This window comes from Paenibacillus sp. FSL R5-0908, assembly GCF_038006245.1.
Taxonomy (GTDB): Bacteria; Bacillota; Bacilli; order Paenibacillales; family Paenibacillaceae; genus Paenibacillus_AQ; species Paenibacillus_AQ odorifer.
In genome coordinates this window covers 2,860,834-2,882,504 of sequence record NZ_JBBOUV010000001.1, presented here as the reverse complement: position 1 = coordinate 2,882,504, position 21,671 = coordinate 2,860,834, and the positions used below count along the sequence as shown (strand labels likewise).

Sequence of the window (21,671 nt, the reverse complement as noted above, 5' to 3'; positions counted from 1 at the left end):
TCCTAATATCCGTTGGATTGACGATCGTGGTTTACTTTGTTCTTGGCTGTATATGCTTCTGCAATCTGCTCGAAGGTAAATCCTAGTCGTTGCTCCCCGAGGCTATAAAAAACGAATAGCGCCGACCGGAAATGTTCACGTTGAAACTTAGCGTTATCATTAGGAGGTGTTGCTAGTAGCTTGTCTCCGAGAATCAACCCAACATTGTGCAATAAATCCGTAAATAAGATTGCTGTTTCTGCTTCAACCAATTCTTCCATTACATACAAATCATCTGCCGGAAGGTTTAGCTGCCTAGCGATGCTCAGAAAGAAGTGTAGGCAGTCTACGTATTCTTCGAGTAGTTTCTGTGGTTGTTTTTCCGGGAAATGCGGGTAATCCTTAAACGCTCCAATATGTTCATCATGAGCTGCAGCATACTCCACTCGTGTTGATTCCCAGCAATGTTCACACATGTCGGCGCCAGCATCAGTCATAAACGGAGTTGGGCGCGTATAGCTAACTTCTTCTCCGCAATAACTGCATCTTTCTAGTGGAAACATCTTCGGTCCCTGTCGGTTGCTCCAATGTTTAAAACCGCGCCATTCGTTAGCCAATTCCGCAATCTCCACTTGCAGAGCCAGGACTGTATTAGGCAACAGGTCTTTTCCTTCAAGGCCCTTTTCCTTGATGATTCGCGCATCTAGCGCCTTCTGCATTTCATACATTTGATCAAGCGTTAATATGGATTCCATTATCAATCGTCTCCTTTTTAGGAAAGAGGGTAGTTAACCCTCTCTCAAGATTGCTTACTCGTATTCTGGGTTGCTGAACTCTGTTTCGTAATCATCCATAATTACCTTCGTGCCATGCGTGTAAAGTTTAAACAGCGTTGCTTCAAGTCCGTGCAGGCCGCCCATAATTGTTTTCTTATCAAATGTCTTGTCGGAAATTTGTACACTATTGACGCTTCCGTCTGCATCAAGAACAAGTCGGTATTTACAGCGATAATTAGGTTGATCTGGTTGTGGGTCAAAGTAAATGAAGGCGAGTGTGCTGTAATTTTTATCTGCATGGACCGTGATCTCTTTGTAATCCTCATATTCGAGTTCCCCAAGTTCGAGCTCGTCCTCAACCATTTCTTTGATAATTTCAGAGAATTTAATTGACTCTTGCTTCGTTCCCAGTAACTCTTGCAACTGCTCCTGCATTTTGGCAACACCAACATCATGAATGGATCTTTCCAGTTCTGCTTTGATAGCATCAAGAATCACGTGGTTATAAGATGGAATATCCAATTGTTCAAGATTAATCTGTAGCTGGTTTTTTACGGCTTCTTTCAAACCCTTTCCAAAGTCACTCCAACTTCTCAACGAATCTTCCACAATATCCTTGATTGTCGATTCGAGTTGCTTTTTGATAATCTTCTCAACGTACCCTTCAGACTGTAGTTCAGCCAGTTTCTCATTAATAATTAAGTTCATATCGATGCTCATTGTTTATCTCTCCTTATGGGCTATGCCCCTATTTATGTGCCAGTTCTCCAGCCTTGACGTTTACTTCAGATACTCGTGTCTTAGTTACCTGAGCCATCCCTTTTCTGGTTAGTACTATGGTTCTTGGTTGGAATCTCCTCCAGGTCAGGAGATTTTTGTTCTCCAGACGCTCAATAAAACCGTGAGTTGTCGATATTGACTGATGACCCATAGCATCTGCGATATCACGTATACTGGGTGAATATTGAAATTCAAAAGAGTATTTATCAATAAAGTTCAGGATTGCTTGCTGCTTTTTGGAAATAGCTTTCACTTTTAGCCCTCCCTAAATAATTACTTTTATTCGTTGTTACACGAATTATCTAATCTTCAAAACGGTCATTAGGATGGTAAGATCCCTGTGCAGCATAGCCATTAAGTGCATCAGTAAACATTGATGTGAAGGTGTTCAGATCCTTAGTTTCTAAGGATTCCAGTAATCTAATTTCTTTTACTCGAAGATCCCTACCAGCTGCCGTTGCGATTAGATCCGCTATAGGTTCAATCTGCTGCAGCCGTTCATCCCTTGCTTTCTCCAACTCAAGTTGCTTGTTTAACTTGTGATTGTGTTCATTCCAGTCTTGTTCATCAAACCAGAAGTAATCGCCGTATTTATTCCAAAACACTGAAATCCAGTACTGCAAGAGCTCTTCATCTGTTTGGATAATGTCATGGCAGACCCCACAAAGGCGTAATCCATTTGTCTTAACTCCCCTGCCCTTTCTTCCTCGTGGCATTACATGATGTGTTGTTGTATCCGGGGCAGTTTTACAATGTGAACATTTACCGTCAGCCTCTGCAATCAATTCCTTAATTACTGCCGCTGGAAACTCACAGCGCTGTTTTGAACTTTTACCTGACTTGTGTTCTGCGAATATCTTTTGCTTCAAAGGAGATACCTCTTTCTTCTCCTTCTTCCGCTGCCCTAAGCTGCTTGTCTTCTTGGGTTTCTCTTGTTTCTGCGGTTTCCAGAAAGTTTTATGAGGGGTTTCTTGAACCATGCTACACCTCATCTCTCTTTGATTTTGTTTAGTAGGTTGTCCTATAGATAATTGCTCTGCCTCCCACTCACATTCAGTACAACGGTATAAGTCCAGGGTTATTTCCCTCATATCTGATCCACACTGGAGACATACCAGAATCATGATCCTCTCTCCGCTTCTGCAAGTTCGCCTGGCGTGAGCTGGTTTACTTCGATCTGTTGTTTATCCCGAGCGTACAATGGAGCATAGCTATAAGGTGGAATTGCATTTCGTACATGAAGATAAGCAACAGGCTGTTCGGTAGCTTCCACATGAGCTTTAAGTTGCGCACATCGATATTTTGGTAGGATCGCCCATCCTTTGGGACGTTCTGGACGCCATCCGGGACCGCCTGTGATATAAAGTGGCTTACCACATTCTGCAGCTTCGTTACGGGTCAGCCAGCCATTTCTATCAGGCATTCTTCTGAGTGTCCTCGAACCAAACTCTATCAACTGTAGCTAAATAATCTAGTGGCATGCTTCGTCCTGAACTAACTTCATAGGCATCTATCTCCATGTTATCTAGTGTCATACTCTTATGCCCTCCACGAGCTGCCTCCATCTTGTATGCTCTCAGTGCAGTAAACGGGAGAAGATATGTTTTGCGTTGCTTTCTAAACTCCACTAATACGAAGCATAGTGCTCCAAATTTATGGCACTTCTCTAAATGTTCATACTGATGATCCTCAACCTTCTTTAGGTCAAATCGATCAAGTTCTTGAATTGACTTAGCTTCAAAAAATACTGCTCGTCCTCGATAAATGCCGTCATAATCAACTGTTGACTTAGCTTCAAAGAATCCTGCAAGTACTTTTGTTCCTTTGCTCCGAGTTACTTTTACTGGTGTCGATCTTTTATTGATAACCGCAAGCTCTCTATTCTCATAAGATTCATTTGTGTAATTTAGTAGATTCTCGAACGCTGCTCCCCGGTTCCCTTGTCCCATGTTTAACCGCCTTTCTATTAGCTCTAGAATCAAGTACATAGTTCATACCATCGATATTAAGTATGTTTGGTACTTCATTTTTGATTTTCATTACTGTTACGATCTTTTTATATTTCTTACCAACCTCGTAATGTGTCATTTCGAATCTTTCCTCGCTCTTTTTGGGGTTTCTAATTCACGTTTTTCAGCTATTTGGTCAATCATATCTTCAATCTTTGCCCGTACAACTTTTTGACTAGTTGATAACCCTACACCTGCAGTAGATGCCTCTGAGATAATTTTAGCTACGATATGGTCAGCTGCGGCCAGATGTTCAAAAAGTCGATATTCCAAGGATTCAAAGATTCTATCGAATTCATTTAGCAAGTACTTCTCCCGGCGTTCAGCAGCAGTCATAATCACCACACCTTTTCTCGCTTGCGATTGACGAGTAGCATTATAAGCTTTTTTATTTTTTCTCTAGCTATGAGTTCTTTAGTTGCGTGGATTCGTATGTCATAGTCAAGTGATTCATCGTTTATGATCTGCAAAAGTTCAGCGTCAGTTCGACAATTAAGAAAGGTCATCGATGTTTTGCCTCCTTCTGTTCTCTTTCTCTCGCCGCTTTCATTTCCTTTGCCCGTTGCATTGAACGTTCTAACTCTTCAGCGCTAACCGATTTAGCACCGGCATTTGTTGTAATTTCAAGCTTTGGCTTTCCACTCGGTGTACTGCTATTTCGGTTTGTCTGCTGTTGTGCTCTCATATGGGTTAGTATTTTCGGATATTGTTCTCTCAAATTAGTTGGACTAAAAATGATAGTCCGGTAAAAGTTTTCGTTCAGACCGTATTTGATAACTTCGCCTAACTCAACCTCTGGGATCTTATCTCTTTCAAGTATCAATCTGAATGTGTCCGCCCAGTTCTGAAAGTTAGGCTCCTTGATTAAATGGCTTGTCCCAAGTTGGAGAGCATTCTCATAGGCCAATTCATGAAATCGTTTAGCCAGTTTATAGACTCGGTCATCCTCGGAATAAACGCGTTTAGCGTTTTTCTGAGAGGAAGATTTTTTTAATTCTTTTTCTTGTTCATTCTTGTCATTCTTTACATTCTTGTTTATATTGTTGGGTTGCCGTTGCTCTCGCTTAGGCTTCGCGTCCGTTTCGTCATTGCCTTCGTCGTTGCTTTCGTCCTCACCAGAATCTTGATAAACGCTGTAGTTAAGCACTTCTACAAGCATTCCGTGCGTTGCTTTCGTCGTTGCAATCATCGTTGCTTCCGTGTCGCTTTCGTGACCCCCTCCATCGGGTTTTCGTAGAAAGCTCAAAACCTGATATACTTGGTCCTTTGTCGGCCGTTCTACTCGGGCTCCTACATGCCATTTACAAGCTTCAATGATATCGGGTATAGAGGTACTAATTTGCCCTCGTTTAAGCCCCTTGTATTGAGCATGTTGCGCTGAGATAAGCAAATACATCCAGACCTTCAGATACAGCGGCGGCTTATCCCAAATGGTGCTTTCTATAATCTTTCGATGTAGTTTGATCCAGCCGTCCATTTCACCACCTGCTTACTTTTACATTTTCATGAACTACCCAGCATCAATTGCTATATCCCGGCAGTTACGCGAACAGTACCATGCACCCTGATACTCATAGACATTTTTCTTCGAGTAAATTCTTTCTCTACAACAGACACAAACCCCAATAATTTTTTTGTGCGGCCTCTCCTTTTCAGGTGTTGTTTGCTTTGTTTTTTTCATAGTCTCTTCAGGTTCCGCCTCGATAGAACGTTTATCAATCCGTTTCAGCGCTATCCTTAATCCTTCTATCGTTCTATTTCTCTTGGAACACGGCTTGCCGCATTTTCGTATATAGTTTGATTGGTCTTGGTAGGCAATTCTCAGTTCTAGGCGTATCCGTGCACGCTCCGCCACGCGTTTCGAATCTACTTTAGCCATCAAAGTCCACCTCCTAGAGTCCTATTCTCGCGATTAGCCTTCAGGTGTAGTTCAAATAGTTGTTGTAACAGAGACTCATGCTCGTTTTTCCACATCTTTCTTTCTTCCATAGCTTCAGCCTCTAACATCCTCAGTTCCTCTACAGCTATTTCAGCGCGTGTTTCCTTATCTCCGGGGCCTGGTTCCATCTTGGCGCGAGCATAGGTGGATTTCCGAAGTGCGTATATCCGCCAATACTCCCCCTCTCTCACAGCTGCCACGCGTCCCATGAGCATATGTGCTTTAGTCAGTAGTTCAATCTTCATAATGTCCGCGCCTGGGGCGTTCCCATCGTACTGATCAGCTTGGGCACGTAGTATCTTGATATCCTTGATATACTGCTTAATATCAATGTCCATCTGATTTCACTCGATCTCTTATTAATTTGTTACCGAAGCAATGATAATTACAGATATGACCGCCATGGGCTGATAGATGTACCTGGCCTTCAGGAATAATTGTCTCGCAGGCTAGACAGCTAAAATTACCGTTGGTCCAGCCTGAAGTTACTTTCTCACGCTGTATCTGACGCTCTAAAAAGTCTCTTCTCCTTTGTTCTGGAGTTCTCATCCATTCCGGATAATTCATCGTTTTTGAAACAAGGTCTAGCGACTCTTCACGCATGTCCTTTACATATTTAGAGTGATCTATTGCTGCACGTTCTTGAGCTGTGAAATCCATCCCATCAAGGATGGGATCGGCATAGGGTTGGCGCTTATGCATAGATAAAACTGCATTAAATAAACTTGTAGATTGGATTGTAACCTCATATTTTCGTCCAGTTACATCTACCATAGGTAAATTCCAATCTTTAGCTTGCATTGCTTTTTCCTCCAAATGCTGATAGACTGTCCTTAATTAAATTTGTTTTGCACGTGACTAGCTCCCCGGCTCCTACCCCGGTGGGCTGTTTTTCATTTAATCGGCCATTTCGGAACTTGTCTAAGGCGATTTCATCCCAGACTTTCAGCAACTTATCCCTACATTCCCGCCGATTTTGAGCAGCAAATAGATAGATATTAAAATCTATTTCTCTTCCCCGTAACAACGCATCATCTTCAACTGTCTTCCAAAATGCAACCTCTTCGCGAAGATCTTCAGCAACAATATGCTTGTCCACAAGATCCCTCCTTTTCTTAGTTAAATCAAAACAACATTTGACCGTTTGCTTGTTCAATCTGTCTCATTAGGTTATTGGGTGGATTCCAAAGCGGAACGTATTGAAGCGCACGATCGTAATCTTTAATGAATGTGTTGTTATATGAATTGATCTCAAAGAACTCAGTGAATTCATTCCACAGCGCTGAATATACTTGCGTCCGAAGGCTGCTATCCTTATAGGCTGCTGATTTCTTTCCACCCACGATTTCTAAAACTCGTTTGTTCCCTGCCTTTTTTAGTGTTCGTTGCTGCCCGTAATCAATCGTTATGCGGTTTTCTAAATGCTCTACCCGATCTTCCATTTCTTTAGTTCGAATATCCAGCATCAGAATTGCTTGTAATTCTTTACTAGCCCCAGCGAATGGATTCTTGATCTTTTCTTCCATAGCTTCGAATTTAGTCACATAAGCAGCTGTGAAGAGCACACCCTTTTCTCCTGTCATTTTATTGGCTACCATATCGCAACCTTTACGAGTCAAGAGGTAATTAGGCTGTTCTTTGTTCTGTGCATTGAGATAATGGCTTGGAATGAAAAATTGATGACTCCCGAGATCTTGGGAGTCCAAAATCTCTGCATATCTCCGAATGTCATATAAAAGATGGTCATGACGTTTACCCATCATGTCTGCTACTTCACGGCTGTCAATTGTAACTGGCTCCTTAACAATTTGTTTATGCATGAATCGCTACCTCCCTTTACTCCTAGCTGATCTCCTATCTTTCGCGTTAATGGAGTCACTAGGGTATCCGATATTTAACCGTTGAACTGGCGTATGTCCTTCTAAATTCTTGTTTGCGGCTTGAGGATCGTATCCGATACTTTGCGGTTTACCGAATCTCCCAAACAGTTCTTTGCGCTCCATTTCATGAGCAGTGCGGCAATGATTGACTGTGATTACATCACCTGTATGACCACAATTGGGATAAGGGCATCTGACTGTACTGCATATGATTACTGTCACGTAACTAAACCTCCTTACCTTCACCTAGAGAAGTTATATACCTTACTTCTAAGTCATCAATGAGTGCTAACATACTTGGATTATTCAACCAGTTACGACGAGTACGGTCAGTAAAGTCTTGAATTTGCTCTGGCGTACAACCACGATTCAAACAGTTTTGAAATATAGTTGTCATATCAGGGTATCTACTTTTCTTGTTGTCCATGGAGTGTCTCCTTTCCAAATCTTCCCTCTGCCTTTAGAATGAAAGTTGTCCAGACTACAATTCAAAGGAAGAAGGTGATTACATGACTGACACAACTTCCATGTTTATTGGCGATTGGGAAATCGAATCATTTTTGCCGGGTTCGGTTATTTTCCATTCTCCCAAAGACAATGAGGTTCTGTTGCTCTCTAGGAGTTCGCAAATTCTTGCGAGAGTTGTCCTAAAAGAAGATAATGCAGTTATCCTTAAAACTGAGGTGGAGATTAACATACCGGTATCAGGCGGAAAACTTATTCAGTTTTTGCATAATAACGTCCATTGACCAGTTCGTATTGATCAACTAAACGTTCAGAGGTGCGGCGTAACTCTTCGGCAATCGCCGGGTTGATTTCACTTTTTAATGTTATGTTTAATTTTCCAGTCTTGATGTTGATTTTCATCGAAACCAACAAGGTCGCCTTCTCTTGGGCGGCCTTCTTCTTGAGCGCCTGTCGTCTAAACATCTGATTTGCTCCTTACTGGGTATAAAACCCTATAATGCGGTTATGATGGCTGATAGGGCTACACCTGAGAACTACAGCTTGCCCTCTCATGTTCAGCGATCCATTCTAGCAAGGCAGCTTTCCGAATGCGTATTACCTTTCGCATTTTTATACTTGGGAGGTCACCAGAAGCACACCAAGCATAAATCGTGCTTCTAGCGACATTAAGATACTCAGCTACCTCTTCTGGAGTGCAAATTTCAGGTAATGTTTCGATTTCCATAATTGCTCCTCACTTACTGTTGCTTAAAAAGCAACATTTGAATTAAAAATTTTTGGAAATACATCACAAACCGGCATTTCCAGTTTGTTTGCTATCCTCACCGCCTCCCCTAAAGTAAACTCTCTCCCACCTCTTTCCGCGCGAAGATATGTTTCAGCGCTTACTCCAACAGCAACAGCCATATCATTCGCATTGAATTTCTTAATCGTCTTACGAAGATAAAGTAATTCAGCGTACTGCGTAGGATCGGAATGCAGGTCTAATTTTTTGCTCAAATTCAGCCCTCCTCTCGCACTAATAATATACATCCGTGTTGCTCGAAATGCAACTATTTTATCATGTTAATATTTATCTTCAACTAAAGGCAACAATTTTGTTGTCTTTTACGCAATTCTGTTGTATAGTAAACAACATTAGGAGGTTAGAACATTGGAAAGAGATGTTTTTCAACAAACGTTTGAACGATTGAAAACACAATCTGGTTTAACAGATGCTGAAATAGCGAGACGATTAGATGTTAATCGCTCAACAGTTAGTAGATGGAAAGATGGAACAATCTCTCCGCCACTATCCAAAATTAAAGAAATAGCTAATCTCTTCGGGGTAAGTCCTCTTGAGTTTATTGATGATTCGGTTGAAGAAAATGAAGTGCGTAATACACTTAAAAAAGCTTTACCAGAAGGGGCAATTCCGGTCAAAGGAAAATCCATTACTGTTCCGCTTTACGGATCTATTGCGGCTGGTGTACCTCTTGAAGCAATACCGGTAGAAGAATACATAGAAATCCCTGAGGACGTGGGGAGTTGGTATCCTTATGCCTTTCTTCTCCGCGTAAACGGTGAAAGCATGAATAAGGTTGTTCCTAATGGAGCTTACGCTCTCATTGATCCTTATAATGGCGAGGACGTTGGTAATGGGGATGTAGTTGCTGTTCAAGTAAATGGATACGAAGCTACACTAAAGCGGTTTTTCAAGTTACATAACACTGTTGTTCTTGAGCCCGATAGTTATAATCCTGAATACGTCGCTCAAAACTTCACTTCACCAGAAACTCAAAACCTGCGAATAATGGGCAAAATGGTTTGGTTCATGTCGCCACCAAACGCTAAATTTTAACTAATTTACATATGAAGGGAGGTGAAGTTGAAAATGCCAAGAAAACCAAAGCAAAAACCTGAAGAGATAAAATACCCTGGGGTTCGTGAAAGAGGCGGTGTGTTTCGTTTTCGCTATGATATCATCAATCCTAAAACAGGCAAACGAAAGCAAAAAGAATCCGATCCATTTCCTACGGCTCTAGAAGCATTCACTGCAGGAATTAAAATCAAGGAAGAACTCAACAATAAAACATACGTAGAAAAGAAATCAGTTTCATTCGATGATTGTTGCGAAGAATTCCTTAAGCATTACAGTGCAAGAAATAAAAAAGGATCTTCGATAGAATCAAGGGAAAGAAACTTGAAGCGGTCGCGCGCTCAATTCAAATTCACTAGAATTCAAGATATCACAAAAAAACAATATCAAGATTTTTTGGATTCCCTTAAACTCGTTGAAAAGAAAAACAAAACTATTGGTTTAAGCCAAAACTTTATTAATAACATTCACGTTTCAACTAAACTGGTTTTTTCTTATGCAATGGAAAACGGAGTCATAAAGACGGACCCATCCAAAGGCATTGAGGTACCAAAATACCAAGAGACCGTTGAACAGCTTGAGAATGAAAATGAAATACCTAACTACATGGAGAAAGAGGAGCTAGTCCACTTTTTAAAAATAATCAAAGAGCATGGAACCGAACAGGATTACCATTTTTTTTATGTACTTGCTTATACAGGTATGAGAATAGGCGAGTTATGTCCGCTTAAATGGAGAGACTTGGACAAGGAGATAAAACAAATCTCTATCACAAAAACTCTAGCTGATTCGGGCAAAACCACAGATATGAATGTCGGTACACCAAAAACTAAATCATCGAAGCGAAAAATTAGTATAACCAGTAGTGTCATTTCTATATTTGACGCTCAATCATATTGGCAAAAGCAGTACAAAATGTCCGTCAGAAAAACTTATTATGAAAAAAGCGAGTTTGTGTTTATTAACACCAAAACGTTTCCTGGCTATCAAATATCAGGCAAGCGAATGCGTGACACAATGAAGGTCTTTCTGAAACTTGCCGGATTATCAACGGACCTAAAACCTCATTCACTAAGACATACTCATGTTTCATTATTGGCGGAAGCTGGGGTATCTCTAGAAGTAATACAAGAACGCCTTGGCCATAAAAACGATGACATAACCAGGGCGATTTATATGCATGTAACTAAAAAACTAAAAACGGAAGCTTCTGAAAAGTTCGAAGAATTACTAAATGGACTTTGATGTGGGAAGCATGTGGGAAAAAACCGCAATTTCATTGACAAATCAAGGCATTGGCATAGCCACCTGCATCATGCCAGCCACCCGAACAGTCTAGTTGAAGATCCGGTTGCCCATATACAATCCCTTTTGCGGTATGACACGCCTTGTGCTTCCAATCTCCAGCATATTCTTCAGTCAGCTCAACGCCACAGCGATAATAATAAAAAGCTTTCAGCAAGCCCTGTTGAAGCTCATGATAAGGCTGATCTGAGATTGTAAAGGATACCGAAGCTAGACCCTCGCCCTGCTCAATCCGATATCTTCCCTCAGTATTGACCTCCGAGAAATCACCTGTGTGCAAAGTTACTCCACTGGCTTTATCAAATTTTCCAGCATCTGATCTACCTTTGAACACAATAGTTCCACTATCAACATCAATTACCTGAAAATCATGCTCAGCACCTGTAAATACTGCGATTTTTTCTCCATCCAGCGGATATCCGATTTGATTCACAGTAATGGTGCGAAGTGTACGCTCGCTCATCTTCATTCTCCTTTTATGTAAAAATGATGAAGCTGAAGTAACCTTTCTCTTCTAGTTGAGAATACTCTATTCTAGTTATCTATGGCAATGTTGTATACAAGAAAAAACCTAGAGTCACCCGAAACGAAACGGATAACTCTAGGCGGACAAAACAGCTTATTTGTCGTCAAGCAGTTTAATAAAGTTAGCTGGAAGTGTGAACTGCTTATTATGAACCACTATACGGCGAAGCTCTTCCTCAAAGGAGCTAAGATCATCTTCATCATCGTCTTTGATTTCCTTTATATCCCGGTGCAGACGCTCCATTTGCAGATCAAGGGCATGAGCGGCATCCGCCGCATTTTTCAGTTCACGAGTCATACTCTCTGGTACTGATTTATTATATTTATAAAAGATTTTATGTTCGAGGCTTGCCCAGAAATCCATAGCAATGGTACGAATTTGAACTTCTACACAGACAAGCTCCTGGCGATCGGACATAAAAACAGGGACTTGAATCAGCAAATGAAGACTCTGATATCCGTTAGGTTTGGGATTCTTAATATAATCCTTCACTTCAAGGACCGTTAAATCATCCTGCTTCTGAAGCATCTCACTAACATGATAGATATCAGAGATAAAAGAACAGGTGATCCGCAGACCAGCGATGTCTTTAATACAATTTTTCACTGAATTCAGCGATAATTCTCCGTTTTTGCGCAGCATCTTGTTCATGATACTCTCTGGTGACTTAATACGCGATTTGGTATGTTCAATTGGGCTGTAATCATGCAGAGACTGAAACTCCTGTTTTAGGATCTCAATCTTCGTTTCCATCTCATCCAATGCGAATTTATAAATCAACATGAAACGAGTAATATCGTGCTTAAGCTTCTTAAATTGTTCGATTTGATTCTCGGGGGTCATTATCTCATTTCTCCTCTTGTAGCGTTTCTCTATATTTATCATAGCCAATCCACTAGTGAAATTCAAATTCAGCGGTATTGTATCCATAATCCAAACCCCACACTTCGTTTGATTACGTACCTTTTGCGCGTCGAATCCACTTGCGAAGTCGCTATCGGACCCCATAATCGCTATTGGTAAAAAACACAAAATATGAGCCTCTTCATACGAAATAACGTCACTGGAGTCCCAAACCCTGCTCAAACGGAGATAAACCTAAAAACCAAACCAAGGATGCCCAAGTGACTAAAGTAACCCAAATAACCAAACTAGCCAAAGACCCTCAATATGTTACGGACTGTATTGCAGCTATTTGAGCTTTTTGGAGCATTTTTCAGAAGTATCGGACCGTATAGCTCTTATTACCATGTAACAGTGCAGAATCGGTGTGGTTATGAGTAAATAGCTGCAATATAGTCCGATAGCTCGCCTAAAACATTCGAAATGGAGAAATAAGGTCATCTGAGTCCGATCCATCGGAAAAGTGTGTTCACAAGCATGGGGGATAGTTCAAATCGCGCAAGAACCTAAAGTAACCTAAGTGCGAATAACGCCTTCTGAGTCCGAACGCTCAGCGGTGAAGGTCTTGGAGAAAGCGCAGCCTGATTTCGGTTGGTTTACGTCCAGGAACACAGTGTACCCGAGTACCCGATCATTGAACTGAAAGTTTCATTATTCAGTTGAGCTGTTTCCACTTTTGCTCAAGCGTTTGCGGAATATACTCCTTCAAAAGAGTCAGGAGTTCCAACGGCTCGTTGGATACGTTTAGCAGGCTGAGATGCGAAGAATTAGAAAAGCCTTCTTGGATACTGTTATGAATCAGATTCAGCAGAGGATCAAAATAATTCCTGATATTTAGAACCCCTACCGGCTTCTTGTGTATGCCAATTTGTGACCAGCACAAAACCTCAAAGAGCTCCTCATACGTTCCAAACCCTCCAGGTAAAGCAATAAAGCCATCTGCCAGCTCTCCCATTTTTGCTTTACGGCCATGCATATCCTCTACTTCTATCAACTGCGTTAATTCTCTATGTACCATTTCCCCATTAAATAATCCTCTAGGCATTACCCCGATTACCTCGCCTCCACCATTCAAAACAGCATTAGCGACTTCACCCATTAATCCGATTTTTGAACCACCATAAATTAAACGATAATTATGCATAGCCATGTAATTACCAAGCTCAACAGCTTTAGCTTTATAATCCTCATGCACCCCTAAATTCGACCCTGCAAAAACACATATTGATTTCAAAATCTCATCTCCAAACTATATATTGATAATGTCCGCTATCTAATATACTATATGTTGGAGTATAAATCATGTGAAAGATTAAGGAGTGCTACATAATATGGAAATCAATGAAGTGCAGAAGTGGATTAAGCATTTTTATGGAGAACGAGGCTGGACTACTTATGGTCCTTTTATAAGAGTCGGATTCTTAATGGAAGAGACAGGTGAAGTCGCACGAGCTGTACGCTCCTATGAAATCGGCAGAGATCGACCGGATGAATCGACTCGTACTCCAGAACAACTGAGAACCGACTTGATTGAGGAAATCGGGGATGTTCTAGGAAATATCGCATTGTTAGCCGACTTATATGGCATCACTTTAGAAGAGGCTTTTACTGCACATAAAGAAAAATTAGTGAAGCGATTTAATTCCTAGGGACGAAGTAATCCTAAAAAAAAGGACTACAATCGGCAACACCGAATTGTAGTCCTTCTTTATTTTAATCTTTAAGCCCTGTTAAGCTTTACTGCCTAACGTATGATTCGAAATGGCTTTGATTATGGTTTCCCAATCAGCCGGGTGGACTTCGTGGCCCGTTCCTTCCAGGGTTAGAAGCGACGCATTAGGAATTTCCGCAGCAAGCGCCAATCCATGCTCTATAGGAAGCACCGTGTCTTCTGTGCCGTGGATAACCAAAGTAGGAACCATGATATTTTTCGCCTTGCCCTCGTAGTCAGCATCCCCTGTAAGGAGAGAATGATTAAACATGCTAAGCAAGTTGTTGGCACGTTTTATTTCCATCCATACTTGTTTATACGCTCTTTTCTCATCGAATTTATGTTTTGAACCACAGAGTATGCCGGAACCTGAAACCAAATAATTGGCTACCGCTTCCTCATTAGACCAATCCAGTGTTGCCCCATCTGCATGAAATGCGAGGATCCGCTCATCCATAGGAGGCAAGTTCCGATCATTATCATCAGCTTCAAAAAAACTAGATGCGATCAAGGTTAAGGTTAGAACTTTTTGCGGATGACGTGTAGCAAGGACTTGGGCAATCATTCCGCCTAAGGACATCCCAACGATATTTGCCTGTTCTATATTATAGGCGTCTAGTAACCCAGCGGCATCATCAGCCATATCTATCACGGTATAATTGGAACTCCCAGGCTCATAGACAACGGAACGTCCGACATCCCGGTTATCATAACGAATAAGGTAACGTCCGGTATCAGCTAATCGCTGACAGAACTCTTCATCCCAATAAACCATAGAACATGTGGCACCCATAATCAGCAATATCGCAGGATTGCTAGGATCTCCAAAACTTTCCGAACATATATCAATTCCGTTTACTTTTACTATTTTTTCGCTCATTATTCATTCCTCATTTCATTCGAATTTTATCAATGAATGCACAGTTAAATAAGACTCAATACATTTTGAAAAAATGGATGATGTCATCATTGAATTGCACCTCAAATTAACGTAAACGAATGAATTTGATAATCACAATAAGCACTCTCCTATTCCATATTGAAGGGTTTTTAACCCAATTTCGATTATAACACAAAAAAGCTATCCCCTGATTTTGCGGATCAGGGAGATAGCCTACTATTTATCGCCACAAAAATATTCGTTAAATAAATACTTCCTCAACAGTCAAATTACGCTCTTTAGATAAGTCTCTGAACGTAGTCTCATTTATTTTTACCAGAGGTTTGAAAATATCCAACGGATTATTCATAATAATCGTACCTTGCTCACCATTGCTAAGCTGAACGCTCTTACCCACAAAATTCGGCAATAAATGTCCGATCAGGGCTTGTACCGCATTTCCATTCAGTTTGCCAAATCCAAGCTCATGCACCTTGCGCAGAACGTTAATCAGGCCTTGTTTTGGTTGGTTCGCTCTTCCTAAGGTCATGCCTACATAAGTATTTGCGACAGCAACAATCTGCGTATACGGATGCAAGTCCTGTTTACGGAGATTGTTAGGATAACCTGTACCATCCTCGAATTCATGATGCTGAAGCGCCACTAGTGCGGTCTTTTCGTCATTCATCGATTTAAGGATAATATCGTATCCATACGTAGTATGACGTTTTAGTTCTTCTGATTCTTCGGGAGTTAAGTTATCCGTCTTATTTAAGATATGTGGAGCAATCTGGCTTTTTCCGATATCGTGCAAATAACCGGCTCTACTAATCTCAAATCTTTCGGCTTTTGTATGACCTAACCAAGTCGCTATGTAAAAAGATAACAGTCCGACCTGCAATGAATGATTGTATGTACTGATATCATCACGTTCAAGCAGCAATAATAAAGAAACGACATCCTTTTGTTCATCCAATTTCTCCAACAATGGCTGCAGCGTATTATCAACATCCGACTGCGTAAAGCTACCCTTGCTGAGTGCTTCCAGAAATATAGATTCATAGTTTTGGATGGCTTGATCAAAATTACCATCTATCCCTTGTGCCACATTCATTTCATCATTATCCAGCGCCATCATGCGTGGTTCAATATCGACATAATCAATCTGATGCCTCATCAGGATGGTGATTTCTTCTCCGTAGACCACTGTCCCTTTCGGAAGCACGTGTAGGCCAACACTATTGAATGTATCTGCTATTAGACAATCGCCATGTTTTAGATCTGTGACATGAGCTTTCAAAATTCAGCACCCCTTACTATATGTAGGTATATTTTACCTTAAGGATAGCTAAATTCTTCCAAAGTAACAATATGGTTAAAGACTCATTAAACCACTCGGTTAGTTCAAAAGACCCCCGCGACTTCAGCACCCCTAAATCTATTTTTAGAGATTAAGCCTTACATTTATCCGTCTTACACACTACCTAAAAGGGATTGCTAAATTCAGCGATCACTTTCCCAATCAGCTTATCCTTCGACACAAATGGAGTATCCCACAGATGAGCATCATAGCTTATATTCCGGTTATCTCCGAGAAAAAAATATTGATCGGCGGGTACCGTAACCGGTCCAAAAGTGTAATCCATTTGTTCATTGAGGTAAGGTTCGTTAACCTTCGCTCCATTTCGGTAAAGTGCGCCATCTTTAATTTCCAAGGTATCTCCAGGCAGCCCCATTAGCCTTTTTACATATCTTTTATTTTCATCACCAGCTACAGGTGGCGTAAATACAACAATATCTCCATGCTCAAGTGTGGTCATCCATAACATTTTCTCAACAATTAAGCGATCATTGATTTGAATCGTTGGGATCATAGAGCCCGTTGGAACTCTCATGGCTTCAGCAACATAGGTTCTAACAAACAAAGAAATAACCACTGCGATCACAATACTCGGCAACCATTGCTTCATAAATTTCAACATTATTGCTCACCTCACATTCATTTTATAGAGTCAAACTTTTTTCAGCTGGTTCATATTCAGTTCATAATGTCGTCATGTATAGTTCATCTTCATCAGGTAAGCTTCCTTTAGCCATTCGTTAGGTAGCTAGAATAAAGCGATTAGAACAGGAGAAGATGCGAGTGATACCAGAAGAAGAGGTTATTAAAAAAAGGATGAATAAACCGCTAAAAATTACACTTATTTCCTTAGGGGCTTTAGCTACTGCAATAGTACTTTTTCTAGTGACTGTTTTTGTCGCTAATATTTTCCTCAATAAATCGGACCAAGCTAAAATAAAACCCTATGGTCAGTCTGTAAGCGTCGATGGTAAAAATATGAATGTTTTGATTCAAGGAAATGGCGAAGAGACAGTCGTGCTTTTACCTGGTTATGGAACGGTGGCACCGGGACTTGATTTTAAGCTGCTAATAGATGAACTATCTCCATTTTACAAAGTTGTCACGATTGAGCCTTTCGGTTATGGATTAAGTGATAGAACTGAAAAAGAACGAACTACAGAAAATATTGTAAGTGAAATTCATGAAGCTGTAAAACAGCTTAATATTGACCGTTATATTCTAATGGCACACTCTATTTCCGGTATGTACAGTTTGAATTATGTGAACAAATATCCAAACGAAGTGAGTGCATTTGTCGGGATTGATAACAGTATTGCAACGGAAGACAGAACAAATGTTAAAATACCTTCAGGAAAATTAAAATTTCTTAGAAAATCAGGCTTGGGCAGATTGGTATTGAAATCAAGCGGAAACCCTTACGATGGATTGCCGTTTGATGATGAAACTAAAGAACAATTGAGATTGTTTACGCTTAGAAACACTTATAATTACACTCACTTAAATGAAATGGGACATATGGCTTCTAATTATAAAGGGGCTCTAAATTCAACTTTTCCAAAGGATCTTCCCCTTTTGCTCTTTGTACAAGGGGATGATACTCTCTTAAAAGATTGGATATCATTGCATGAAGAGCAAGTCAAAAATTCTAAACAAGGAAAATTGGTAAAACTTGATGCAGGACATTATCTGCACCATACCAAATCAAAAGATATCGCTGAAAATTTCAAGACGTTTATGGAAGAAATAAAATAAAAAGCGTTTCTTCTATTCTCCATGCTGCGGCCATCATGTGCAAGTTTCCTTGCATTTCATGACGCAGCATTTTTTTTCTTAGTATTCAAATCTCGAACCGCTCAATAATCCGATTCATTTCCCCATCAACATCAATCGAAGTATTCTTAGGAATATGAATGACGAACAAACCGCCAAAGATCAACTCACATTTGCCTTCATTCTCTATAATTCTATGTTTAAAAGCTGCAATGGCCGTTGAATCCACCGCTTCTTTACTAAGCAGCCAAGCGTATCTTTTGAAAGGAGATTTCTGAACCGTCTCTTGGTAATAATAGACTCCATTTTCTTCCTTCACCTGTATAATATCTCCCATTGTAACAGCTGGATTAAAAATCGGTGTCTCTTCAATTCGAAATTTATCTTTGCCAAATGGAGTAACATCGAGGATTTCTATTTCACGGCCATCTGCGTTGAAGCAGATATGGATTCCGGACGATTCTAGCATCGGCACACCTCTATTCTTGTTCAATATCTAATCTTGTTCATTCTAAATAACACAAAACAAAGTAAATACATTAGGCTCGTAATCCCGAACAACCTAAAGATTCCGGGCGTTAATAACATATATAAACTGTAGGGAAAACTCCAGATAAATGCAAGCAGCATTAGCCGACTTCTGTTTAAAAAGACTCCTATTGCTAATAACCCCGCCGGTAATAACAACATGATTATACTAATCACAAGAGTGGAGCGATTCGTAATCTCAGCATAAGGATTGATGAATATAAAAATTAGCCATAAAAAAACGGTCATCAAACTGGACACATAACCTATTAGTTTAATGATTGTTAAATTTATGGATGACTCCATCCTATCACCTCAATTCTTTCGCAATAATTCTCTCCAGCCACTTCCATGGAAGCAGCGTTTTGCCTAAGATTAAGATTCGCGTACCTTTGCCGATAGGATAACGTAGCCGTGGTGCTTTCATTTCGGCAATACGACCGATAAGATTAGCCACTTGACTAGGGTCAGGCGCTGTCTCAGCGGTATGTTTGGAATATCGTAGCACAGCGTCAAGACGTGCTTTATACGGAGAATCCTCCTTACGTTGAATTTGCTCCATGCCTTTTCCCCATATCGGTGTACGGAAGGAGCCTGGTTCAATTAATACAACCCTTATTCCATAAGGGGACATTTCATGACGCAGGCTTTCGCTGAAGCCTTCAACAGCAAATTTAGAAGCTGCATAAGGCGCATAACCTGGAAATCCGGATAATCCACTTACACTTCCCACATTAATAATCGTGCCGCTCTGCTGTTCTCGCATAATGGGCAGCACAGCTGTTGTCACAGCCACTAATCCAAAAAAGTTCGTCTCCATTTGCCGCCGCCATTCCTCCATAGATATTTCTTCTATGAAACCGCCAATGGCAAAACCTGCATTATTGACTAGAACATCAATTCTTCCAAATGTTTCGTGTACTGAAGATATTGCTGTCTCTATAGAATCGCTGTCAGTTACATCCATTGTCATTAAATGAAGCTGCTTTAGGATCCCTGCCTGCTCTGCCTGCTGCACCAGCTCGCCTTTACGGCTTAAATCACGCATGGTTGCTATCACCTTAAACCCCTGCCCAGCCAATTTGAGCGCTGTCAGCAGTCCAAATCCACTGGAGGTTCCGGTAATCAGGGCCACTCGATCATGCCCATACTCTAGATGTGAACTCATATTTACTCCCCTTTGTATTTCACAATTATAAAAACAAGCAAACAAACGTTCTATTATTCATTGACTATCCATTAATTTCAAGTTATAGTAAGAGCATCTTTTATATTTCTGTGCGGGAGAAGCACCTCGCAAGACAGGCGTCTATGCCTATCTTGGAGGTGCTTTTTTGCGTATATTAACTAATCCATTAAGGAGCTGAGAGGAATGTTTAAGCCAAAAAGCACCGTCAGATGTAGAAAGAACATTTTCAGAATTAGAGATTTAAAATGGGTGGCTCAAGTAGTGCTGGTAGCAGCTTTCTTAACCTGTAACCTCACACTTGCGTCTGCTACTGTCTGGGATTCTGCGCTGGATGATATTAACAGTCTTCATGGTAATTATACCGCGCTTCAAGCCACCCTCAAGACAGATAACTCAAAAATTCAGAAGTTACGCAAACAGAATAATGACGCTCTGAAATCTATTCGTACCGTCATACAGTCAACAGATCAAGCACTGTTAAGCCGCTTATCTTCAGAAGCTAGCTCAGTTCAGAAGAAACACGCTCCCCTTCTGGAACAATACAGCACACTCAGTAAACAGTCTACCGCAGCCAAGAAAGCAAAAGACTTGAAAACAGTCACATTGCTGGACCTGAAGCGTAATAAACTAAAGGCTGCTGTAACCCTCGCACGAGCCGAAATTAAGACAAAGACAACCACTTTGGCAGCCGCTCGCAAGCAAACTGCTGCTAAGCTTAAACCCGTCAAAGATGCGTTGGCATCCATCACTGCTTTAAAGAAACAAATAACTGCCGAGAGTAAGAATCTCACTGCCACGCAGAAAGTACGCGCGGAAGCTGACAAACAATATAAAGCAGCTGTTAAGCAAGGAGATGCAGTTAGAGCCGCCACAGAATTGAAATCATCCTATGAGCAAATGAAACGCATTCATTCCATGCAGCAGAATATTTACAGCTGGGAACAGAAGATTTCGCTAGCACTACGAGCAGCAGAATCTAAACTTCCCTAATAATTCGCCCCCACCGGCTCAAATCAGCTTCACTAACATACTAATTAGTTGAGCTGCGGGCACAATTAGGAGCTGAGCAAATATAGTGCCTACAAATCGTGAACCCATCAATACCACATATATTTTTCCTAGCTGATCACGGTATTCTACATTTTCAGTAGCCTTATGGGTAATAAGACCAAGCTGTGGGTCGATAAATATGGTCAGCAGAATAGTCGCCATACCGTTAATCAGTCCGGAAGCTTGAGAAGCAGTCGTGCTATATTGAGGCATTAGATGAGCAGCATACAAAGATGATATGACACCTACGGTGTAAAAGGCTGTAACAAAAACATTCATCACAATAAAACGTTTAGGAATCCCCAGGTATCTGAAGTTATATAGATTCACTTTTGGTTTTCTTATGTATTTTCTTGTGTTCTTTAGTTGCCCGATCGTCACACTGGTAAGCAGTTTTGGGATAGAACCCTCGATCTCAAGCTTAGAGATGATTCTCCCAAACAAGCCTACAAAGGTAGGGAACACCGCAATGGCAATTAAAGTCCCTAATGAAGAAGCCAATAATATAATTCTCAAGTAATTAAGAAGTGGAAAATCTGAATGTATTTTGGCATAATCTACGAATTTAGCCGTCAGTGGAGCTTGGATCATATTTGCAGTTCTTGAGACGAGAACAATAATGCCTGTGAGAGATAACGCAATGGCTATCTTGTTCAGCTTCACTCCGGCGTATCGTACCGAATACGATAAGGTTTCTGCCGTGTGAATAATCATCGTAAGCAAGCATACCACAATCAAACTATTTACCATTTAAAGG

At 40.8% G+C, this 21,671-nt stretch carries 33 protein-coding genes; 6 read left to right on the top strand and 27 right to left on the bottom strand.

Annotated elements, in window-relative coordinates; translation table 11 throughout:
* Positions 1–2 precede the first annotated feature (2 nt).
* The 15 genes from MKZ09_RS12580 to MKZ09_RS12510 all read right to left on the bottom strand — a co-directional run bounded on the left by MKZ09_RS12580 (position 3) and on the right by MKZ09_RS12510 (position 7,790).
* Positions 3–734: a dUTP diphosphatase gene (locus MKZ09_RS12580; protein WP_076208150.1), complete on the bottom strand. Its 732-nt coding sequence runs from the start codon at positions 732–734 to the stop codon at positions 3–5.
* A 54-nt stretch (positions 735–788) separates the two neighbouring features.
* Positions 789–1,475, bottom strand: a complete 687-nt coding sequence (locus tag MKZ09_RS12575; RefSeq protein WP_256719312.1) for a hypothetical protein — start codon at positions 1,473–1,475, stop codon at positions 789–791.
* Positions 1,476–1,503: 28 nt separating this feature from the next.
* A complete protein-coding gene (locus tag MKZ09_RS12570) occupies positions 1,504–1,788 on the bottom strand; it encodes a LexA family protein (protein WP_076138859.1) in 285 nt (94 codons plus the stop codon).
* 49 nt (positions 1,789–1,837) lie between these two features.
* On the bottom strand, positions 1,838–2,515 hold the full coding sequence (locus MKZ09_RS12565) for an HNH endonuclease (RefSeq protein ID WP_076208201.1): 678 nt from the start codon (positions 2,513–2,515) through the stop codon (positions 1,838–1,840).
* Positions 2,516–2,655: 140 nt separating this feature from the next.
* Positions 2,656–2,958 (bottom strand): hypothetical protein, encoded by a 303-nt coding sequence (locus MKZ09_RS12560; RefSeq protein ID WP_076208152.1) that lies wholly within the window; start codon positions 2,956–2,958, stop codon positions 2,656–2,658.
* A complete protein-coding gene (locus MKZ09_RS12555; protein WP_076138858.1) occupies positions 2,951–3,484 on the bottom strand; it encodes a Holliday junction resolvase RecU in 534 nt (177 codons plus the stop codon). The genes MKZ09_RS12560 and MKZ09_RS12555 overlap by 8 nt, the downstream gene beginning before the upstream one ends.
* A gap of 135 nt (positions 3,485–3,619) precedes the next feature.
* Positions 3,620–3,880, bottom strand: coding sequence for a hypothetical protein (locus tag MKZ09_RS12550; protein ID WP_076138857.1), 261 nt, complete (start codon positions 3,878–3,880; stop codon positions 3,620–3,622).
* A gap of 166 nt (positions 3,881–4,046) precedes the next feature.
* The gene (locus tag MKZ09_RS12545; protein WP_076138856.1) at positions 4,047–5,021 is read right to left on the bottom strand and encodes a hypothetical protein; all 975 of its coding nucleotides are present in this window, start codon (positions 5,019–5,021) and stop codon (positions 4,047–4,049) included.
* A gap of 33 nt (positions 5,022–5,054) precedes the next feature.
* The gene (locus MKZ09_RS12540; RefSeq protein ID WP_076138855.1) at positions 5,055–5,423 is read right to left on the bottom strand and encodes a hypothetical protein; all 369 of its coding nucleotides are present in this window, start codon (positions 5,421–5,423) and stop codon (positions 5,055–5,057) included.
* Complete coding sequence (locus MKZ09_RS12535; RefSeq protein ID WP_076104498.1) at positions 5,423–5,821, bottom strand: hypothetical protein; 399 nt, start codon at positions 5,819–5,821, stop codon at positions 5,423–5,425. Before MKZ09_RS12535 ends, MKZ09_RS12540 begins: the two co-directional genes overlap by 1 nt.
* A complete protein-coding gene (locus MKZ09_RS12530) occupies positions 5,811–6,284 on the bottom strand; it encodes a hypothetical protein (RefSeq protein ID WP_076138854.1) in 474 nt (157 codons plus the stop codon). Before MKZ09_RS12530 ends, MKZ09_RS12535 begins: the two co-directional genes overlap by 11 nt.
* The gene (locus MKZ09_RS12525) at positions 6,274–6,582 is read right to left on the bottom strand and encodes a hypothetical protein (RefSeq protein WP_076138853.1); all 309 of its coding nucleotides are present in this window, start codon (positions 6,580–6,582) and stop codon (positions 6,274–6,276) included. Before MKZ09_RS12525 ends, MKZ09_RS12530 begins: the two co-directional genes overlap by 11 nt.
* Positions 6,583–6,607: 25 nt before the next feature.
* Positions 6,608–7,303, bottom strand: coding sequence for a Rha family transcriptional regulator (locus tag MKZ09_RS12520; protein ID WP_076138852.1), 696 nt, complete (start codon positions 7,301–7,303; stop codon positions 6,608–6,610).
* Positions 7,304–7,309: 6 nt separating this feature from the next.
* Positions 7,310–7,585 (bottom strand): hypothetical protein, encoded by a 276-nt coding sequence (locus tag MKZ09_RS12515; protein ID WP_076104494.1) that lies wholly within the window; start codon positions 7,583–7,585, stop codon positions 7,310–7,312.
* Positions 7,586–7,589: 4 nt separating this feature from the next.
* Positions 7,590–7,790: a hypothetical protein gene (locus tag MKZ09_RS12510; protein ID WP_076138851.1), complete on the bottom strand. Its 201-nt coding sequence runs from the start codon at positions 7,788–7,790 to the stop codon at positions 7,590–7,592.
* An 82-nt stretch (positions 7,791–7,872) separates the two neighbouring features.
* Here MKZ09_RS12510 and MKZ09_RS12505 point away from each other — a divergent pair, with 82 nt between their 5' ends.
* Positions 7,873–8,112: a hypothetical protein gene (locus MKZ09_RS12505; protein WP_076138850.1), complete on the top strand. Its 240-nt coding sequence runs from the start codon at positions 7,873–7,875 to the stop codon at positions 8,110–8,112.
* On the opposite strand, the gene MKZ09_RS12500 is transcribed toward MKZ09_RS12505, so the two are convergent.
* Genes MKZ09_RS12500 through MKZ09_RS12490 form a run of 3 tightly spaced genes read right to left on the bottom strand, consistent with a single transcriptional unit; the run spans position 8,081 to position 8,830 of the window.
* Entirely contained in the window at positions 8,081–8,293 is a 213-nt protein-coding gene (locus tag MKZ09_RS12500) for a hypothetical protein (protein ID WP_076138849.1), read from the bottom strand. The two genes, MKZ09_RS12505 and MKZ09_RS12500, sit on opposite strands and share 32 nt — an antisense overlap.
* Positions 8,294–8,351: 58 nt before the next feature.
* Positions 8,352–8,555 carry a helix-turn-helix domain-containing protein gene (locus MKZ09_RS12495; RefSeq protein ID WP_076138848.1) on the bottom strand — a complete coding sequence of 68 codons (204 nt, stop codon included), beginning with the start codon at positions 8,553–8,555 and terminating at the stop codon, positions 8,352–8,354.
* 23 nt (positions 8,556–8,578) lie between these two features.
* Entirely contained in the window at positions 8,579–8,830 is a 252-nt protein-coding gene (locus tag MKZ09_RS12490; protein ID WP_076138847.1) for a helix-turn-helix domain-containing protein, read from the bottom strand.
* Positions 8,831–8,984: 154 nt separating this feature from the next.
* On the opposite strand from MKZ09_RS12490, the gene MKZ09_RS12485 reads away from it, so the two are divergent.
* Both MKZ09_RS12485 and MKZ09_RS12480 read left to right on the top strand, forming a co-directional pair.
* On the top strand, positions 8,985–9,671 hold the full coding sequence (locus MKZ09_RS12485; RefSeq protein WP_076138846.1) for a LexA family protein: 687 nt from the start codon (positions 8,985–8,987) through the stop codon (positions 9,669–9,671).
* Positions 9,672–9,704: 33 nt separating this feature from the next.
* Positions 9,705–10,934, top strand: a complete 1,230-nt coding sequence (locus MKZ09_RS12480) for a tyrosine-type recombinase/integrase (RefSeq protein WP_076138845.1) — start codon at positions 9,705–9,707, stop codon at positions 10,932–10,934.
* A gap of 31 nt (positions 10,935–10,965) precedes the next feature.
* Here the strand turns inward: MKZ09_RS12480 and MKZ09_RS12475 are convergent, their stop codons facing one another.
* The 3 genes from MKZ09_RS12475 to MKZ09_RS12465 all read right to left on the bottom strand — a co-directional run bounded on the left by MKZ09_RS12475 (position 10,966) and on the right by MKZ09_RS12465 (position 13,657).
* Entirely contained in the window at positions 10,966–11,457 is a 492-nt protein-coding gene (locus MKZ09_RS12475; RefSeq protein ID WP_076208155.1) for a cellulase N-terminal Ig-like domain-containing protein, read from the bottom strand.
* Between the two features lie 156 nt (positions 11,458–11,613).
* Positions 11,614–12,363 carry a GTP pyrophosphokinase gene (locus MKZ09_RS12470; protein ID WP_036689808.1) on the bottom strand — a complete coding sequence of 250 codons (750 nt, stop codon included), beginning with the start codon at positions 12,361–12,363 and terminating at the stop codon, positions 11,614–11,616.
* A 715-nt stretch (positions 12,364–13,078) separates the two neighbouring features.
* The gene (locus MKZ09_RS12465) at positions 13,079–13,657 is read right to left on the bottom strand and encodes an LOG family protein (RefSeq protein ID WP_076138843.1); all 579 of its coding nucleotides are present in this window, start codon (positions 13,655–13,657) and stop codon (positions 13,079–13,081) included.
* Positions 13,658–13,754: 97 nt separating this feature from the next.
* On the opposite strand from MKZ09_RS12465, the gene MKZ09_RS12460 reads away from it, so the two are divergent.
* Entirely contained in the window at positions 13,755–14,072 is a 318-nt protein-coding gene (locus MKZ09_RS12460) for a MazG nucleotide pyrophosphohydrolase domain-containing protein (RefSeq protein WP_076138842.1), read from the top strand.
* A gap of 81 nt (positions 14,073–14,153) precedes the next feature.
* Here the strand turns inward: MKZ09_RS12460 and MKZ09_RS12455 are convergent, their stop codons facing one another.
* The 3 genes from MKZ09_RS12455 to lepB all read right to left on the bottom strand — a co-directional run bounded on the left by MKZ09_RS12455 (position 14,154) and on the right by lepB (position 16,996).
* A complete protein-coding gene (locus MKZ09_RS12455) occupies positions 14,154–15,014 on the bottom strand; it encodes an alpha/beta fold hydrolase (RefSeq protein WP_076138841.1) in 861 nt (286 codons plus the stop codon).
* A 262-nt stretch (positions 15,015–15,276) separates the two neighbouring features.
* On the bottom strand, positions 15,277–16,314 hold the full coding sequence (locus tag MKZ09_RS12450) for an HD-GYP domain-containing protein (RefSeq protein WP_076138840.1): 1,038 nt from the start codon (positions 16,312–16,314) through the stop codon (positions 15,277–15,279).
* 184 nt (positions 16,315–16,498) lie between these two features.
* Positions 16,499–16,996: a signal peptidase I gene (lepB, locus tag MKZ09_RS12445; RefSeq protein WP_076138839.1), complete on the bottom strand. Its 498-nt coding sequence runs from the start codon at positions 16,994–16,996 to the stop codon at positions 16,499–16,501.
* Positions 16,997–17,151: 155 nt separating this feature from the next.
* Between lepB and MKZ09_RS12440 the strand changes: the two genes are divergently transcribed.
* Positions 17,152–18,129: an alpha/beta hydrolase gene (locus MKZ09_RS12440; RefSeq protein WP_076208158.1), complete on the top strand. Its 978-nt coding sequence runs from the start codon at positions 17,152–17,154 to the stop codon at positions 18,127–18,129.
* Positions 18,130–18,214: 85 nt separating this feature from the next.
* Here the strand turns inward: MKZ09_RS12440 and MKZ09_RS12435 are convergent, their stop codons facing one another.
* Positions 18,215–18,616, bottom strand: coding sequence for a DUF4265 domain-containing protein (locus MKZ09_RS12435; protein WP_076130337.1), 402 nt, complete (start codon positions 18,614–18,616; stop codon positions 18,215–18,217).
* A gap of 369 nt (positions 18,617–18,985) precedes the next feature.
* Entirely contained in the window at positions 18,986–19,843 is an 858-nt protein-coding gene (locus MKZ09_RS12430) for an SDR family oxidoreductase (protein WP_076208161.1), read from the bottom strand.
* A gap of 204 nt (positions 19,844–20,047) precedes the next feature.
* On the opposite strand from MKZ09_RS12430, the gene MKZ09_RS12425 reads away from it, so the two are divergent.
* Entirely contained in the window at positions 20,048–20,854 is an 807-nt protein-coding gene (locus MKZ09_RS12425) for a hypothetical protein (protein WP_076138836.1), read from the top strand.
* An 18-nt stretch (positions 20,855–20,872) separates the two neighbouring features.
* Here MKZ09_RS12425 and MKZ09_RS12420 read toward each other — a convergent pair whose 3' ends face one another.
* Positions 20,873–21,664 (bottom strand): lipid II flippase Amj family protein, encoded by a 792-nt coding sequence (locus MKZ09_RS12420; RefSeq protein WP_036689792.1) that lies wholly within the window; start codon positions 21,662–21,664, stop codon positions 20,873–20,875.
* Between the last annotated feature and the right edge of the window lie 7 nt (positions 21,665–21,671).

Bases quoted from the DNA above. Each gene is read 5' to 3' on its own strand.
- MKZ09_RS12495 (WP_076138848.1), bottom strand. From the start codon at position 8,555: ATGGAAATCGAAACATTACCTGAAATTTGCACTCCAGAAGAGGTAGCT.
- MKZ09_RS12470 (WP_036689808.1), bottom strand. From the start codon at position 12,363: ATGACCCCCGAGAATCAAATCGAACAATTTAAGAAGCTTAAGCACGAT.
- MKZ09_RS12520 (WP_076138852.1), bottom strand. From the start codon at position 7,303: ATGCATAAACAAATTGTTAAGGAGCCAGTTACAATTGACAGCCGTGAA.
- MKZ09_RS12560 (WP_076208152.1), bottom strand. From the start codon at position 2,958: ATGCCTGATAGAAATGGCTGGCTGACCCGTAACGAAGCTGCAGAATGT.
- MKZ09_RS12580 (WP_076208150.1), bottom strand. From the start codon at position 734: ATGGAATCCATATTAACGCTTGATCAAATGTATGAAATGCAGAAGGCG.
- MKZ09_RS12550 (WP_076138857.1), bottom strand. From the start codon at position 3,880: ATGACTGCTGCTGAACGCCGGGAGAAGTACTTGCTAAATGAATTCGAT.
- MKZ09_RS12535 (WP_076104498.1), bottom strand. From the start codon at position 5,821: ATGGACATTGATATTAAGCAGTATATCAAGGATATCAAGATACTACGT.
- MKZ09_RS12565 (WP_076208201.1), bottom strand. From the start codon at position 2,515: ATGGTTCAAGAAACCCCTCATAAAACTTTCTGGAAACCGCAGAAACAA.
- MKZ09_RS12440 (WP_076208158.1), top strand. From the start codon at position 17,152: ATGCGAGTGATACCAGAAGAAGAGGTTATTAAAAAAAGGATGAATAAA.
- MKZ09_RS12425 (WP_076138836.1), top strand. From the start codon at position 20,048: ATGTTTAAGCCAAAAAGCACCGTCAGATGTAGAAAGAACATTTTCAGA.
- lepB (WP_076138839.1), bottom strand. From the start codon at position 16,996: ATGTTGAAATTTATGAAGCAATGGTTGCCGAGTATTGTGATCGCAGTG.
- MKZ09_RS12480 (WP_076138845.1), top strand. From the start codon at position 9,705: ATGCCAAGAAAACCAAAGCAAAAACCTGAAGAGATAAAATACCCTGGG.
- MKZ09_RS12420 (WP_036689792.1), bottom strand. From the start codon at position 21,664: ATGGTAAATAGTTTGATTGTGGTATGCTTGCTTACGATGATTATTCAC.
- MKZ09_RS12530 (WP_076138854.1), bottom strand. From the start codon at position 6,284: ATGCAAGCTAAAGATTGGAATTTACCTATGGTAGATGTAACTGGACGA.
- MKZ09_RS12540 (WP_076138855.1), bottom strand. From the start codon at position 5,423: ATGGCTAAAGTAGATTCGAAACGCGTGGCGGAGCGTGCACGGATACGC.
- MKZ09_RS12460 (WP_076138842.1), top strand. From the start codon at position 13,755: ATGGAAATCAATGAAGTGCAGAAGTGGATTAAGCATTTTTATGGAGAA.
- MKZ09_RS12510 (WP_076138851.1), bottom strand. From the start codon at position 7,790: ATGGACAACAAGAAAAGTAGATACCCTGATATGACAACTATATTTCAA.
- MKZ09_RS12500 (WP_076138849.1), bottom strand. From the start codon at position 8,293: ATGTTTAGACGACAGGCGCTCAAGAAGAAGGCCGCCCAAGAGAAGGCG.
- MKZ09_RS12575 (WP_256719312.1), bottom strand. From the start codon at position 1,475: ATGAGCATCGATATGAACTTAATTATTAATGAGAAACTGGCTGAACTA.
- MKZ09_RS12555 (WP_076138858.1), bottom strand. From the start codon at position 3,484: ATGGGACAAGGGAACCGGGGAGCAGCGTTCGAGAATCTACTAAATTAC.
- MKZ09_RS12430 (WP_076208161.1), bottom strand. From the start codon at position 19,843: ATGAGTTCACATCTAGAGTATGGGCATGATCGAGTGGCCCTGATTACC.
- MKZ09_RS12455 (WP_076138841.1), bottom strand. From the start codon at position 15,014: ATGAGCGAAAAAATAGTAAAAGTAAACGGAATTGATATATGTTCGGAA.
- MKZ09_RS12505 (WP_076138850.1), top strand. From the start codon at position 7,873: ATGACTGACACAACTTCCATGTTTATTGGCGATTGGGAAATCGAATCA.
- MKZ09_RS12545 (WP_076138856.1), bottom strand. From the start codon at position 5,021: ATGGACGGCTGGATCAAACTACATCGAAAGATTATAGAAAGCACCATT.
- MKZ09_RS12475 (WP_076208155.1), bottom strand. From the start codon at position 11,457: ATGAGCGAGCGTACACTTCGCACCATTACTGTGAATCAAATCGGATAT.
- MKZ09_RS12435 (WP_076130337.1), bottom strand. From the start codon at position 18,616: ATGCTAGAATCGTCCGGAATCCATATCTGCTTCAACGCAGATGGCCGT.